General features: G+C 39.1%; 11 protein-coding genes. 6 read left to right on the top strand and 5 right to left on the bottom strand.

What is annotated here, in order from left to right:
* The first annotated feature begins 13 nt into the window (after window positions 1-13).
* The 3 genes from MTO68_RS03735 (at window position 14) to MTO68_RS03725 (ending at window position 4113) form a co-directional block, all read left to right on the top strand.
* Window positions 14-1045, top strand: coding sequence for a class I SAM-dependent methyltransferase (locus tag MTO68_RS03735; protein WP_105713291.1), 1032 nt, complete (start codon window positions 14-16; stop codon window positions 1043-1045).
* 2 nt (window positions 1046-1047) lie between these two features.
* The gene (locus MTO68_RS03730; RefSeq protein ID WP_004723010.1) at window positions 1048-2511 is read left to right on the top strand and encodes an amino acid permease; all 1464 of its coding nucleotides are present in this window, start codon (window positions 1048-1050) and stop codon (window positions 2509-2511) included.
* Window positions 2512-2907: 396 nt separating this feature from the next.
* Window positions 2908-4113: an RtcB family protein gene (locus MTO68_RS03725; RefSeq protein ID WP_244015092.1), complete on the top strand. Its 1206-nt coding sequence runs from the start codon at window positions 2908-2910 to the stop codon at window positions 4111-4113.
* Window positions 4114-4188: 75 nt separating this feature from the next.
* Here MTO68_RS03725 and MTO68_RS03720 read toward each other — a convergent pair whose 3' ends face one another.
* The 3 genes from MTO68_RS03720 to omp38 all read right to left on the bottom strand — a co-directional run bounded on the left by MTO68_RS03720 (window position 4189) and on the right by omp38 (window position 6399).
* Window positions 4189-4719, bottom strand: coding sequence for a cysteine peptidase family C39 domain-containing protein (locus MTO68_RS03720; protein ID WP_244015090.1), 531 nt, complete (start codon window positions 4717-4719; stop codon window positions 4189-4191).
* A 75-nt stretch (window positions 4720-4794) separates the two neighbouring features.
* A complete protein-coding gene (locus MTO68_RS03715; protein ID WP_056514835.1) occupies window positions 4795-5250 on the bottom strand; it encodes an OmpA family protein in 456 nt (151 codons plus the stop codon).
* A gap of 117 nt (window positions 5251-5367) precedes the next feature.
* Window positions 5368-6399 carry an outer membrane protein Omp38 gene (gene omp38 / locus MTO68_RS03710; RefSeq protein ID WP_239046424.1) on the bottom strand — a complete coding sequence of 344 codons (1032 nt, stop codon included), beginning with the start codon at window positions 6397-6399 and terminating at the stop codon, window positions 5368-5370.
* Between the two features lie 484 nt (window positions 6400-6883).
* Here omp38 and MTO68_RS03705 point away from each other — a divergent pair, with 484 nt between their 5' ends.
* Window positions 6884-7306, top strand: coding sequence for a GspH/FimT family protein (locus MTO68_RS03705; protein WP_244015088.1), 423 nt, complete (start codon window positions 6884-6886; stop codon window positions 7304-7306).
* A 117-nt stretch (window positions 7307-7423) separates the two neighbouring features.
* Window positions 7424-8599 (top strand): acetyl-CoA C-acyltransferase, encoded by a 1176-nt coding sequence (locus MTO68_RS03700; protein ID WP_244015086.1) that lies wholly within the window; start codon window positions 7424-7426, stop codon window positions 8597-8599.
* Window positions 8600-8699: 100 nt separating this feature from the next.
* Here MTO68_RS03700 and MTO68_RS03695 read toward each other — a convergent pair whose 3' ends face one another.
* The gene (locus tag MTO68_RS03695) at window positions 8700-11417 is read right to left on the bottom strand and encodes a DUF2339 domain-containing protein (RefSeq protein WP_244015084.1); all 2718 of its coding nucleotides are present in this window, start codon (window positions 11415-11417) and stop codon (window positions 8700-8702) included.
* 162 nt (window positions 11418-11579) lie between these two features.
* On the opposite strand from MTO68_RS03695, the gene polA reads away from it, so the two are divergent.
* A complete protein-coding gene (gene polA / locus MTO68_RS03690; protein WP_244015082.1) occupies window positions 11580-14342 on the top strand; it encodes a DNA polymerase I in 2763 nt (920 codons plus the stop codon).
* A 139-nt stretch (window positions 14343-14481) separates the two neighbouring features.
* Here the strand turns inward: polA and MTO68_RS03685 are convergent, their stop codons facing one another.
* Window positions 14482-15051 (bottom strand): YggT family protein, encoded by a 570-nt coding sequence (locus MTO68_RS03685; protein ID WP_004723028.1) that lies wholly within the window; start codon window positions 15049-15051, stop codon window positions 14482-14484.
* Window positions 15052-15062 lie beyond the last annotated feature (11 nt).

Raw genomic sequence — 15062 nt, 5'->3', positions numbered from 1 at the left:
ATGGATGGTGAATATGGAGCCAAAAAGCGAAGTTGTCATTCGACAGCATGACTACCTTTCTGGACGCGTGCTATTTGTAAATGCAGCAACGGATGATCTACTTTCAAATTTAGCTCATAACATCGAAGCAAGCATTTGGACTTGGAATTACAATGAGTTTCAATATTTTCAGAATCAGCAGGCAACGGTACATTTTGGTACTGACCTGCCAGAAGCTGAATTTGATCAAGCTGTTGTTTTTGTTCCAAAATCAAAAGAGCTACTCAACTATATCTTGCACAATTTAGTCAGTCGTTTAGCTGTTGGCGCTTCGATTTTCTTGGTTGGAGAGAAAAAAGGTGGTGTAGAACGTGCTGCAAAACAACTCCAGCCTTATGGTCAAGCCATCAAGCTTGATAGCGCACGTCATTGTCAAATGTGGCAACTCACCACAGATAAAACCGTGACAGCAAAGCCATTAGCAGAATGGGCGCAAGTCTATAATGTTCCAACACCTGCTGGAGAACTTAGCATTTGTGCACTTCCTGGTGTGTTTAGCCAAAATCGTCTAGATATTGGAACTGCAGTGCTTTTACCTTATCTCAAACAAGTGACGTCTGGAAAGATTGCGGACTTTGGTTGTGGTGCAGGTGTCATCAGTGCTTACCTGAGTAAACTTAATCCGAAAAATCGTATTTTTGCTTTAGATGTCGATGCTTTTGCTTTAGCATCAACGCAAATGACTTTTGAAAAAAATAATTTACCTTTAGAACAACTTGAAATAAAAGCAGTCACAGGGATTGAAGATGCGCCATTGTTCTTACACGCCATTGTGAGTAACCCTCCATTTCACCAAGGTATTCAAACAGATTACAATGCCAGTGAAACGTTATGTAAAACTGCGAGACGACATTTAAAATCAGGTGGTGAATTATGGATTGTGGCAAACCGCTTCCTAAATTACCCATTACTCATTGAGCAGAGTTTTAGTCAATGTACGACTAAAGCAGATCAACAAGGCTTTAAAGTGCTGTTCGCCAACACTCAAAAAAGTAGTAAGGAATAACGATGAGCGAAACAGATCATCCTCAACTCCAGCGTAAGCTTGGAGCACGACATTTAAACATGATCGCCATTGGCGGTTCTATTGGTACAGGGTTATTCCTTGCTTCTGGTCAAACGATTGCCACTGCTGGACCTGGTGGTGCATTACTTGCTTATGTCCTGATTGGTATCATGATTTATTTCTTGATGACCAGTTTAGGTGAACTTGCAACCCACAATCCAACATCAGGCGCATTCTTTACCTATGGTAATAAGTATGTAGAAGAAGGTTTTGGTTTCGCACTCGGTTGGAACTACTGGTATAACTGGGCCATTACCGTTGCATTTGAATTGGTTGCTGTTCAATTCATCATGAAGTTTTGGTTTCCAGACATCCCCGGCTTTTGGTGGAGTGCGCTATTCCTTGCGATTATCTTCTGTATCAATGCCTTAACTGTAAAAGGCTTTGGTGAGAGTGAATTTTTATTTTCACTGGTTAAAGTGATTGCCATCATCTTCTTTATTGTCATTGGCTTATTCATGATTGGTAAAATCATGTTAGATCCAACAGATTCAATTACCAAGAATTGGACCGTTGGTGAAGCGCCATTTGTTGGTGGCTTTCAAGCCTTAGTCGGTGTGGCCATGATCGCTGGATTCTCGTTCCAAGGGACAGAGATGGTCGGTGTTGCAGCAGGTGAATCTAAAGATCCGAAAAAAACCATTCCAATCGCTATTAAACAAATCTTTTGGCGTATTCTCTTATTTTATATCTTGTGTATCTTTATCATTGGTACATTGGTTGCGTATACAGATCCAAACCTTGCACTTGCTGCGGAAGGTGATGGAAACATTACCCTGTCACCATTTACCCTGTTATATGAAAAAGCAGGTTTAGCATTTGCAGCAGGCTTAATGAATGCGGTGATTTTGACTGCAATTATGTCTGCAGGTAACTCAGGCATGTATTCATCAACACGTATGTTGTTTGATATGGCACGTGAAGGTAAAGCGCCACGAGTTTTCTCTAAACTCGATCTTCGCGGTGTACCTATGAATGCACTGTATGCAACAACGGCAATTGCGGCACTGTGTTTCTTAACCACCTTTATTGGTGAAAGTGTCGTGTTTACGTGGCTGTTAAACATGTCAGGTATGTGCGGTTTTATTGTCTGGTTAGGTATCGCAATCTCACATTATCGCTTCCGTAAAGGTTATTTGGCTCAAGGCTATAAACTTGAAGATCTTGCTTATCGTGCAAAATTCTTCCCTTTTGGTCCATGGTTTGCCTTTATTCTTTGTGCCATCATTATACTTGGCCAAAATGCAGAAGCTGTGCTTGATGGAAAATGGATGAGTGTGTTGTCTACTTATATTAGTATTCCGCTGTTCCTTGTTATCTGGCTTGGCTATAAGTGGAAACACAAATCTAAATTGATCGCTTATGATCAGATGGATGTACAACCCATTCAAGTCGAAAAAGAGTAAATCACTTGATGTAAATAAAGCAGCTTTTTAGCTGCTTTATTGTTTTTTTATAACAGCAATTCAACGTGAATTAAAAATTAATTGGCTATGTTTCATTGACAAAGTTTTTTTTCTTTATAGAATAACGCCCATTGGATCATTTCCAATCAGAATTTTCACCTTTGATTTTAAATCAAAAAGTAGAGGAGTACGACATGCATCAACTTGAGAAAACTTTAAATTAAGATTAAGCAGTCGTCTACTCACGGGCACTGAATTAATCAAAGTGTCCGAATGTCAGTCAAACCTAGCATTCGCTAGGTTTTTTATTGTCTTTAAAATTTGAATCGATCATTGCTTTGACAATAGAGTTGTAACCGCTTTCGGACAATAAAAAAATTTGCTTCGAGAAAAAAAATGAGCATACAAATGATTTTAAACGCCAAAGCAGAATATGGCGTTCCTATAAAAATTTATACAAAAGATGTGGATGAAGAAAGCCTAACCCAATTGCGAAAAATGGCACAATTGCAATTTATTCATTCACATATCGCAGTCATGCCAGATGTACATTTGGGTAAAGGCGCAACCGTGGGAAGTGTTATTCCCACCAAAAATGCCATCATTCCTGCTGCGGTTGGCGTGGATATTGGTTGTGGTATGAATGCATTAAGACTTAGTCTAAAAGCATCTCAATTGCCCGATAATTTAAGTACTTTACGCAATGCTATTGAAAGAAAAGTACCTGTCGGCTTTGAAATGCACAAACAAATCAAAGCTAAGGCGTCAACACTTTCACCCTTAGATAAAAAGCTCCAGCGCATTACAGACAAACACCCTGCTTTAAAACGCATGTTACGCAGTTTTGATGTTACATGGCAAAAGCAACTCGGGACTTTAGGTGGTGGTAATCACTTTATTGAACTGTGTATTGATGAAAATGATGATATCTGGGTCATGCTGCATTCAGGTAGTCGTGGCTTAGGTAATGTGATTGGCACTTACTTTATCGAACGTGCCAAGAAAGAAGCGCAACATCGTTTTGGTCACGTGCCTGATAAAGACTTGAGCTACTTTGCAGAAGGTTCGACAAATTTTGATGATTATGTAGAAGCTGTAGAATGGGCACAAGAATATGCTTTTGAAAACCGACGTGAAATGATGCGTTTAATTTTAGAAGCGATTCGCCCTTTATTACCAAGTTTTCAAATGACCAAAGAAGCGATTAATTGTCATCATAATTATGTACAGAAAGAACTTCACTTTGGTGAAGACGTCTTTGTTACACGTAAAGGTGCAATTCGTGCAGGGCTCGATGAATATGGGATTATTCCCGGTTCAATGGGCGCGCAATCTTTTATTGTTAAAGGCAAAGGTAATCCAGATTCGTTTTGTTCATGCTCACATGGCGCAGGACGTAAAATGAGTCGCTCTAAAGCCAAACACTTGTTTAATCAGCAAGATTTGATTGCACAAACAGCAGGCATTGAGTGCCGTAAAGATAAAGGTGTGGTTGATGAGATTCCAAGTGCCTACAAGGATATTCATCAAGTTATGGCCAATCAAAATGATTTGATTGATGTGGTCCACACACTGAAACAAGTATTGTGTATTAAAGGCTAAAGCCGAAATAGCCCTCAATTTTTATCATGAATCTCAGTAAATTTCGATTTACTGAGATTCACATTTGCAATTGAATTAACAATATCGAATCGCAGGACAATATTCACGAATCACAATCACTTGCTGACAAATTCCTTCAGCTAACCGTTGTTGTTCAAAGACAGCTTTCGGCATGGCATCAAAATTATCATAGAAACAAATTTCCTGATCATTTATCGAATAAACCAACGAATGATTTCCAACGCCTTCTAAAGTGTCATAAAAAACAATGATATTACACCCTTGTTCAATATAGGCTTGAATTTTTTGATAGCTTAGCGCTGGATCGATATTGAGTCCTAACTTCTTCGCGTCTTGATAATGGACGATTTCTTTTTCATGAATATTTAAGTCTTCATCTGTATAAAAAGACAGATCAAAACCTAATTTTTTTAACCCAACGGCTAGGCCAATCGTAAAAGTGCCATCCTCTGCATCGTGATGACAAAGTTTAACCAGCTGTTGAATATCTAACTGAATTGAGTAATTTTGCAATAACATCCAAACAGCAAAAATACCGCAATTTGATTCGAGGTCTAATAAGGCTTTAGGCAGTTGCACACTCATTCAATTTTCAAACTTGTAGAATTCACAATCAACAATTATAACGCTGTATGATCGAATTGAGAGGCTTTATCAAAATTACTTAATTTTTAAAGTCACCGTTACTCGTCGATTTTTCACTCTACCCTCAGCTGTTTTATTATCAGCAATTGGTTTGGTTGGTCCTAAACCGAGCGTAATCAATTGCTCTGGATTGACCTGATATTCGTTTAAGAGAAAATCTTTGACAATATTTGCGCGTGTTAAAGAAACTTTATTATTTGCAGCCAAAGAACCAGTACTGTCTGTATGACCTTCAATGTAAAGAACAAAATTTTTATTGTCTTTCAATAATTGTGAGGCAACAGATAAAGCAGGTTTATACTCAGCTTCAATGTCTGTCGATTTCGGTTGAAAATATATGGACAGCCCATTTTTCAATGACTTCACTTCATTTGGATATTGTTTTTGGATTGAAACACGATTTGAATTTATTGGTGTCGACGTACAGGCATTTAATGCCATGAGTACCAGTCCTAAAATGATATATTTCATCGTTAACCTGTAATTATTAAATTCTGATTCAATTTTATTTAGATATTCTAGAATTATAAGGACTTTAAATAAAAAAGCGACTCAATTGAGTCGCTTTTTTATTCACTAAATAAAGGATTATTTAGTTACAGTACGGCTACCAGTGATTGTCGCGAATACACGACGGTTCATAGCACGACCTTCTTTAGTTTTGTTGTCAGCAATCGGTTGATCCCAAGCGAAACCTTGAGTAGACAAACGAGATGCATCGATGTTGTACTCGCTTACAAGCGCTGATTTAACAGAGTTAGCACGAGCTAAAGATAAACGTTCGTTTAACTTACGTGGACCAGTGTTATCTGTATGACCTTCAATACGAGCAGTCGCATTCGGGAATGTAGTTAACGCATCAGCAACTTTAGCAACTTCTGGCTTGTATTGATCTTTGATGTTTGATTTGTTTGTATCAAAGAACACACGAAGTTCCATGTTCAAATCTTCAGTAAGAACTTGTGGAGCTGGTTCAACTGGAGTTGGAGCAACTGGAACCACTGGAGCAACTTCTACTACAGGAGCAGCAGGCTTCAAGTGACCACCAAGAACTACGTTAAGACCTGCAAGAGCAGTATAGTTCCAGAATTTTTCGTCAAAGTTATAAGTACCACGAGCTTCAGTACGAAGAGATAAAGCATCGTTTAAGCGCCAGAAAGCACCAACACCAGCATTACCTAAAGTACCTTCTTCGTTGTTATGGTAAGACATGTCATCAAGTTTATACTTGTAATGACCAGCACCTAACAATACATACGGTTTGATTTTGCTGTCATAGTTTTTAGTGATCAAATCAGAAGTAGCATAAAAGTTACCGTTGATTTGAGTTTGCTTGTATTCAGAACCAGCTACGCCAGTACCGTCAAGATCACCTTTAACTTGGTTATATTCAGCTTCAAAACCTAACCATGGAGTAAGTTCTACACCAAGTGCAGCACCAACGAATAAATCGTCTTGTAATTCAGGGCCGTTAGTTAACTCGCCTTTATTACCACCATTGTTGTGTTGAGAGTCTTGGAAAGTGTAACCAAGTAGTAAAGGTGTAACAGTTACACCAGCATTAGCAGCAGCGAATGGAGCGGCAACAAGCATAGCAAGTGCGATACGACTCAATTTCATGGATATCCTCCAGAGATAACAATTGTTGTTCAAGCTTAGCCTAAAATTTATTGGCTATCCTGAGATAAATTTTAATACCCCAGTATTATTTTTAAGCTACTCACGTTGAATCATACAAACACTTGAGGCTTTTTCCAAGTGCTTGATAACTTTAATCAAGTAAATTATTGACAAAATTACTTACAATTTCCGTTGTAATTCGGTAACTTTTTACTCAATTTTTTTGCGTGGATCGCTTATCTTTTTGCTACGTGCATTTTAGCAGTAAAAGAAACTGATAGTAATAAATATTTTACTACGTTAACATTTCAATTAAATTTAATAGAAAAATCATTATTTTTCAAATAAAAAACAAGACTTAACAGAAGATCCAAAGATGTATTTTTATTGTAAAGCGCGAGGTCTTACCTTGTTCGAGCTTATTACCACTATTTGTATCCTTACAATTATCTGCTTAATCTGTTTGCCCCATTATCATAATTGGATGCAAAAACAAGAGATTAGAATCATTTCCACACATATTCAACAGCATGTTTCTTATGCAAGAAGTCAAGCTTTAGTTCGACATACCACTGTGGTGATTTGCTCATCTGAAGATTTAATTCGATGTGAAAAAGATAAATGGAACAAAGGATTACTTATTTTTACAGACAAAAATAAAAACAAGCAGATTGATGAGGATGACCACATACTCCTCAAAACTGAAAATAAAATTAAATATGGCAAGCTGACTTGGGTGGGAAGTGCCAGTAGTAGAGATGTATTGACTTTACAAGGTGATACAGGTTTACCCAGAGGTTCACCTGGAAGTTTCTATTATTGTAGCCAATATGATGCAGAAAATAATAAGCGCTACAAAATCGGACGAATGGGCGCGATAAATTTAGGACCACCACCTGAATGTTAAAAACTGTTCTCTACGGTCAGCATATATTCAATCGCGAGACTTTATTCTTATACTATTTTTTATATACTGCTTAGGTTTTGGATATATTCACAGAATAATCATTTGGAGATTAAAACAATGACTGACATCGTAATTGTGAATGGTGCACGTACAGCTATGGGTGGTTTTCAAGGAAGCCTGACCAGTTTGACTGCGCCAGAACTAGGTGCTGCGACGATTAAAGAAGCCATTGCCCGTGCCGGCTTACAACCAAATGATGTACAAGAAGTCATTATGGGATGTGTTTTACCTGCGGGTTTAAAACAAGGCCCAGCCCGCCAAGCAATGCGCAAAGCTGGCTTACCTGATTCAACTGGTGCTGTAACCATTAACAAATTGTGTGGTTCAGGTATGAAAGCAGTTATGCAGGCTGCGGATGCAATCAAAGCAGGTTCAGCAGAGGTAATTGTTGCTGGCGGTATGGAATCAATGACCAACGCACCTTATCTTTTGCCAAAAGCACGTAGCGGATATCGCATGGGCCATGGCGAAGTAAAAGACCATATGTTCTTTGATGGCCTAGAAGATGCCGAAACAGGTCGTTTAATGGGTTCTTTTGCCCAAGATATGGCAAATAGCAAAGGCTATACACGTCAACAGATGGATGATTTTGCGATTCGTTCTTTACAACGTGCACAAAAAGCCATTACTGAAGGTTGGTTTAAAGACGAAATCGTTTCTGTCACAGTTTCAAGCCGTAAAGGCGATGTTGTTATCGATCAAGATGAACAACCATTTAATGCCAATATTGACAAAATTCCTAGTTTACGCCCTGCGTTTGCCAAAGATGGAACGATCACTGCAGCCAATGCCAGTTCAATTTCAGATGGCGCATCTGCGCTGGTTTTAACCTCTGCGGATCATGCTAATGCAAAAGGTCTTCAACCTTTAGCAAAAATTGTTGCCTATGCTTCAAACTCACAACACCCCTCTGAATTTACCATTGCCCCTGTAGGTGCAATCCAAAAGGTATTGGATAAAACTGGTTGGGATGTTCAAGATGTTGACTTATGGGAAATCAATGAAGCATTTGCTATGGTTACCATGTGCCCTATCGATGAATTTAAATTGGACGCTGAAAAAGTCAATATTCATGGTGGTGCATGTGCCCTCGGTCATCCTGTTGGTTCTACAGGCTCACGTATCATCCTGACCTTGATTTATGCTTTAAAACGTACGGGTGGTAAAAAAGGTATTGCAGCCCTTTGTATTGGTGGTGGTGAGGCGACTGCTGTAGCGATTGAAATTCTTTAAGCATTTCAATCCTTGAATTAAAAAGAGGCGTCTACGAGTTGGTAGACGCCTCTTTTATTTTGCTTTCACCTGAATAACTTAAATATCGCTCAATTCATAATTAAGGATTTAAATTTTTCTGCTCTGGAATCGGGGCAATATAGGCAATAATCAGCATCACAAAACCCGCGCCCAAGAAAGAAATCACGCGTGTTAACGTTCCAATATGAGATAAATCAAACAGTACCAATTTTAAGGTGACAATCACCAAAATGCTTCCCCCTAAAATCCATAAAGGACGTAATAACTTACGGCTAGCAAAGCTCATCGCAATAAAGGCTAAACTCACCCAAAGCAAGGTTAGGCTCAGTTGCGCAGTGGCATCTTGCCAAAGACTGAGTTGGTTATAAGGTGTAGCAAAATACACATGTAAGGCTCTTAGAATGATATAGCTACTCAGCCATAACAAACTTAAAACACACAGCACAGCAAGTATCCCATGGTCAATACCCTGCTTTAAACCGTGTTTAAATTGAAGATTTAGCATCCAGAAAAAACCAATTAACATGGCGATACTGACCAAATCAAATGGGTTTAAGACTGGCAATAAATATCCTTGAAATGCTTGTTGTGAAAATAGCTGAGAACAAATCATCCAAATCAACATCAGCAACAAACTGCTGCGCGTTTGCCAAAACATCGTCCATTCTGAGTTTTTCTGAAAGAAGCACCATCCACAAAACACTAAAGGTAAAATGACCACGCTGATATAAGGCATCGTTGCAATTAAACTAAGACTGCTTAGACTTAAACTGATTAAAACACCTAAACTGAGCCATTCACTTTCAAACTGTAGCCCTTTTGCAGGTCTTAACCAGATTGCCGCTAGCACTAAACCTGAAACTGCGATACCCCATCGTTCAATATCACTGGTCCATAGCAACATGCCATTTTTACTGATATCCAGCAATAAAATGAGTGTAAATACATAGACGGGAATTACCCCAATCCATTTTGGAATCAACCATGTTGATCTGGCCTTTAGCCATAACATCAACTCATTCATAAACAGATAAGCAATAACCACAATCAATACACTGTAAATGTATCGATTTTCTCCCTCTAAGTGATCAAGCAATAATGCAAGAATCATCGTGGTTGCAGAAATCATCAGCAGGCTTAAAAACAAGGTCGTTACTGAACTGATCTGTTTGCGAAAATCATCACGGCTATTTGCCAATAACACCACGGCGATATAGCTTAAACTTAAGCACCAATACATCGTGGTTGGAAAATCAGGCAATTCAAACAAGTAATAAAGGCTTGAACAGCCTGCAACAATCAACAAGGCAATCGCCATATAACGACTGATCACTGATTGTCGATATAAAGCAAAACCAAAAATACAGAGGCCTTCAACAGCCCAACCCACCACACTCCACTGACCATGCAGAAGAATCGGTGGAATTAAAGCAATAAAAATCAATCCTAAACTAAAATAACTTTGAGAAATCAGTTGAATAGATTGGTTACGTTTTGAGAGCTGATAAATCCCTGCAAACACCACAGCAAAACCCAAGCTAAAACCAGCAAGAATCAGTTCTTGGTGAAAATACATTAAATATAAGAATAAATAGCCAATAATCGGTGCACCAAAAATCAACGCAACATCTAAACTTGGTTTCAGTTTAAATTGCTCAAGATCCTGTTTGGCGATCAATTGACTAAATCGAAAACCAAGCCAAATGAATACTGTGAGATGTGCAAGAATAAGTATAGTGAGTGACTGTTTTTCTTGACCATAGCCATGATAGAACGCATAACCACCACCAATGATTACAGTCACTAAAAAACCAATCTGATTTAAATATTTCCAAGGTCTTAAGGTACTGAGTATAGCAATCGCAATGTTAATCACTAAATAATAAGCCATCAGTTCTGCTACCGTTGCATTTCGCACAGGCAACGTAAATGGCGCAATATAAGCGATAAGCACTGCCATCAATGCCAATTCCACGCTTTGTTGCTTTAAGCTTAAACTCAGTGTCAGCGCCATAATTACAGCAAAACACAAACTTGCCAGATAAAGACTCGGAATCACCTGATTGTAATAAGCAAAGAATAAAGTTAAAAATAATCCCGCAAGCCCCAAGCCCTCTATTGCTAAGGCAAAACTACGATTTTTATTTTGTAGCAACACACCTAACGCGGTGATTGCACCACTGGACAAGGCAACGATTGAAAGTTTGACCGCTAAACTTAATTGCCAATGCTCTGTCGCAAAACGCAGCAGTAACACAATACCAATCACCAAAACCAAGATCGCAACTTTCAAAACAGGGTTGCCTTGAAAAATCCATTGGCGAATTTGCCCCATTAAGTTCAGCGATGAATCTTGTGACGTGCCGATGTTTTGTTGAATAGATGATGGATGCTTTAAATCTGGAGATTGTTGTTCTGACAAATTCAAGTGTTGAATTTGCAATTGAACTTGGCTCAAATAGCGCTCTAAACGGCGCAACCAGCGTAAGAAAAAGAAAATCCAAGCAGTTAGACCTAAACCCACCATCCAGCTCAAATGCAGTGTTAAACCTACAACAGCAATAATCGAAGAGACATATAATGGCACTTTCGAGGTGCTTTGCAGTGGAACCCGTGTCTGTTGCGCGATCTGTTGCAATGGATCTTGAATCGCATCCACATACTGCATCACACTCATGATAAATGCCAAACCACAGATGTAGGTCAATATCCGTGCATCCAAAAACCATGCACTGACTGCGATAATGATCAGCATCATTAACCAAATGATGCGAATTTCACTCTGCCCTTTGAGCATATTTCATCTTTCTCGATCCTGAGTAACTCGATGATACAACAGCCTTGCCTGATGATTATGTGAATTCATCAGATATTCAGTAACACAAGGATGACTGTTGCATCTTCGCAAGCGCAAAAAATCACGTACAATAAAGCGGTTATTTGAATTAGGAAAATATCAATGCCACCATTTGTATTGGTCGATGGGTCATACTTTTTATTTCGTGCTTTTCATGCACTCCCACCTTTAACCACATCAACTGGATTACAGACCAATGCGATTCGCGGGGCAATTTCTGCAATTCAAAAACTGATGCGTCGTGTGCAACCAACACATATGGCGGTTATTTTTGACACACCTGAACCCACTTTCCGCCATGTACTGTCACCGATATATAAAGGTGACCGCCCAAGCATGCCAGAAGAATTATCTCAACAAATCCCTTATTTACATGCCTTGATTCGAGCTTTGGGTATTCCTTTACATACGCTTCCAGGTGCTGAAGCGGATGACATCATTGGAACCTTGGCAAAACGTGCTGAAAAAGCCGGTCATCAAGTTTTGATTTCTACGGGTGATAAAGACATGGCGCAGTTGGTCACGGATAAAGTGACCCTCGAAGACAGTTTTAAAGACAAACCGATGGATGTCGATGGTGTAATCGAAAAATTTGGCGTCCGTCCAGATCAAATTATTGATTATTTAACCTTGATGGGTGATGCCTCTGATGGTATTCGTGGTGTACCTGGTGTTGGTGCAAAAACGGCCGCTAAGCTGTTAAATGAATATGGTACGATTGCTGGCATTTTAGAAAATGTTGACAATATCAAAGGTAAAGTTGGACAAAGTTTAAAAGACAATGTTGAAGGGATTGCACTTGATCATCAATTGGCAAGTATTGTTATCGATCTCGATTTAAGCTTGAGCTATGATGATTTAAAGCTGTGTGAACCTGATGTTGAAGCATTACGCAACTTGTATACTGAACTTGAATTCCGTAATCAATTACAATCGCTAGATCATCCCAACAATCCCAATAGCCCAGCCTATAAACAAACAACACAAAGTATTAGCAAAACTGAGCAGCCTGTTGAAAATGAAATTACAGATCAAGCAACAAGTTCGAGTGTTGATGACCGCCTTGGTGAAGCCACTTATCATACTGTTTTAAGTCAAGAAGCATGGGATAAGCTCTTCCAGCGCTTAAGCACAGAAAAACGTTTTGCAATTGACACAGAAACTACAAGTTTAGATTACCGTATCGCTGAAATGGTCGGTTTTTCAGTGGCTTTTGATGCCAATGATGCTTATTACATCCCTTTGGCACATGATTACGAAGGTGCGCCTGAGCAACTCAATCGCGATGCGATTATTCAGCAAATCAAACCGATTCTGGAAGATCCAAGTGTTGAAAAAATTGGACATCATTTAAAATATGATGCGCATATTTTTGAAAATCACGGTATCCATTTACAAGGCTGGTATTTTGACACCATGCTGGCCTCTTATGTCTTGAATGCAGTGACAACACGCCATGGTATGGATGATGTTGCGCGCGTTTACCTGAGCCATTTGACCACAACTTTTGAACAAGTTGCTGGTAAAGGTGCAAAACAAAAGACCTTTAATCAAATCGAGATTGAAACCGCTGGACATTATGCCGCAGAAGATGCGCATGTCACTTATCGTCTTTATGAAGTTTTAGAACGTAAGCTGAAAGAAATTCCTGAACTGATCAATATTTTACATCACATTGAAATGCCAGTAGCCAGTGTTTTGGCGACCATGGAAGAAAATGGGATTGAACTTGATCTAAGCTTCTTGGATCAGCTCAGTGTGGACTTTGCCAATACCATTCAAAATCTTGAAAATCAAATTATCGAAATCGCTGGCGAATCTTTTAATGTCGGTTCACCCAAACAAGTCGGTGAAGTTTTATTTGAAAAATTAGGTTTAAAAGGTGGCAAAAAAACTGCAACGGGACAATACAGTACCTCTGAAGCGGTTTTAGAAAAAATCGATCATCCAATTACTGAACTGATCATTGAGTATCGTGGTTTAACCAAGCTTAGAAGTACCTATACTGAAGCCTTAGTCAAACAAGCCAATCCCGATACCCATCGCGTACATACCAGTTACCATCAAGCCTTAACAGCAACGGGACGCTTGTCTTCAACCGATCCAAATCTACAGAACATTCCGATACGTGAAGAAATTGGTCGTCAGATTCGTAAAGCCTTTATTGCACCTCAAGGGCGTGTACTTTTGGCAGCCGATTACTCACAAATTGAATTACGTTTAATGGCGCATTTCTCACAAGATGATGCTTTGGTTGACGCCTTTCAAAATGGGCAAGATGTACACCGTCGTACAGCATCTGAGGTCTTGGGTGTCGCGCTGGAAAATGTGACCTCTGATCAACGCCGCCAAGCCAAAGCTGTTAACTTTGGTTTATTGTACGGCATGTCTGAGTTTGGTTTAATTCGTCTACTGGGCTTTACTCGTGAAGAATCGCAAAACTATATTAAGCAATACTTCCACCGTTATCCGGGTATTTATGAGTATATGCAACGTACCCGCCAAGTGGCATTGGAACAAGGTTTTGTAGAAACCATTACAGGTCGTCGCTTATATACACCAGATATTGATGCCCGAAATATGATGGTGCGTAAAGGTGCGGAACGTGCTGCGATTAATGCCCCACTCCAAGGCTCTGCGGCTGAAATCATTAAAATGGCGATGATTGAAGTCAATAAAATCTTACCCCAAGATCAGGCCAAACTTTTACTTCAAGTACACGATGAATTGGTATTTGAAGTTGATGAAGCTATTGCAGATCAATTGGCTGCACAGATTAAAGATGTAATGCAAAAAGTCGTCACCTTATCAGTACCTTTAGTTGTTGAAGTCGGTCAAGGTAAGAATTGGGGTGAAGCACATTAAGCCTTTACAACATTCCCTAACTTTCTAGAACAGGGTTAGGGAGCGATCATCTTTTGTTGAAAACATACTCAATGTTATATTTTTTAACATGCACAAAAAAAGGACTCTATTGAGTCCTTTTGCTATTTAAACCGGTGAATTAAAGACCTGTTAACAATGCAATCGCAGCATAATCCATAACTTTTTCAGCAATGATCAATGCCAAAATCGCTAAAATTGGAGAAAGATCAATCATTCCCATATTTGGCATGATACGACGGAACGGCGCCAATAATGGCTCAGCAAGCTCTTGAATCACTTCAATATAAGGTGATCTCGACTGAGTAAACATCACCACCCAACTGAGAATAATAGTCGCAAAAATTAAATAACGACAAAAACGAATCAGGTCTTGGATCATGGTCACAAAAGTTAAAATGATCAAATGTACAGGACTATTGGGTATTGCACCTTGCAAGTACATCATTCCAAAAATTTTAAGCAGATATAACACCACCAGCAAAACTAATGCAGCTGTATTTACTCGCCCTTTGGCCAAAGGCGGAAAAATTCGCCCAAACATATCCACAATTTTTGTGGCTTTAACTGTCGACATCACCACTGGATTGTATGGACTCACCATGGCCAATTGCATTAAAAAACGAAAGAATACGAGCAAAATCGCTACGTTAATAATAATGCCAAAAATTTGCGCAGAATTTGCACCCATACTGGAACGTT

Source organism: Acinetobacter sp. NyZ410 (assembly GCF_022828975.1).
In the GTDB taxonomy this organism is placed as follows: domain Bacteria; phylum Pseudomonadota; class Gammaproteobacteria; order Pseudomonadales; family Moraxellaceae; genus Acinetobacter; species Acinetobacter guillouiae.
This window is presented reverse-complemented; position numbering and strand designations above follow the sequence as displayed.

What these genes read in the sequence shown, in the direction of transcription:
- MTO68_RS03720 (WP_244015090.1), bottom strand. Translation starts at nt 4,719, where the DNA reads ATGAGTGTGCAACTGCCTAAAGCCTTATTAGACCTCGAATCAAATTGC.
- MTO68_RS03730 (WP_004723010.1), top strand. Translation starts at nt 1,048, where the DNA reads ATGAGCGAAACAGATCATCCTCAACTCCAGCGTAAGCTTGGAGCACGA.
- MTO68_RS03700 (WP_244015086.1), top strand. Translation starts at nt 7,424, where the DNA reads ATGACTGACATCGTAATTGTGAATGGTGCACGTACAGCTATGGGTGGT.
- polA (WP_244015082.1), top strand. Translation starts at nt 11,580, where the DNA reads ATGCCACCATTTGTATTGGTCGATGGGTCATACTTTTTATTTCGTGCT.
- MTO68_RS03715 (WP_056514835.1), bottom strand. Translation starts at nt 5,250, where the DNA reads ATGAAATATATCATTTTAGGACTGGTACTCATGGCATTAAATGCCTGT.
- omp38 (WP_239046424.1), bottom strand. Translation starts at nt 6,399, where the DNA reads ATGAAATTGAGTCGTATCGCACTTGCTATGCTTGTTGCCGCTCCATTC.
- MTO68_RS03725 (WP_244015092.1), top strand. Translation starts at nt 2,908, where the DNA reads ATGAGCATACAAATGATTTTAAACGCCAAAGCAGAATATGGCGTTCCT.
- MTO68_RS03705 (WP_244015088.1), top strand. Translation starts at nt 6,884, where the DNA reads ATGCAAAAACAAGAGATTAGAATCATTTCCACACATATTCAACAGCAT.
- MTO68_RS03685 (WP_004723028.1), bottom strand. Translation starts at nt 15,051, where the DNA reads ATGGGTGCAAATTCTGCGCAAATTTTTGGCATTATTATTAACGTAGCG.
- MTO68_RS03735 (WP_105713291.1), top strand. Translation starts at nt 14, where the DNA reads ATGGAGCCAAAAAGCGAAGTTGTCATTCGACAGCATGACTACCTTTCT.
- MTO68_RS03695 (WP_244015084.1), bottom strand. Translation starts at nt 11,417, where the DNA reads ATGCTCAAAGGGCAGAGTGAAATTCGCATCATTTGGTTAATGATGCTG.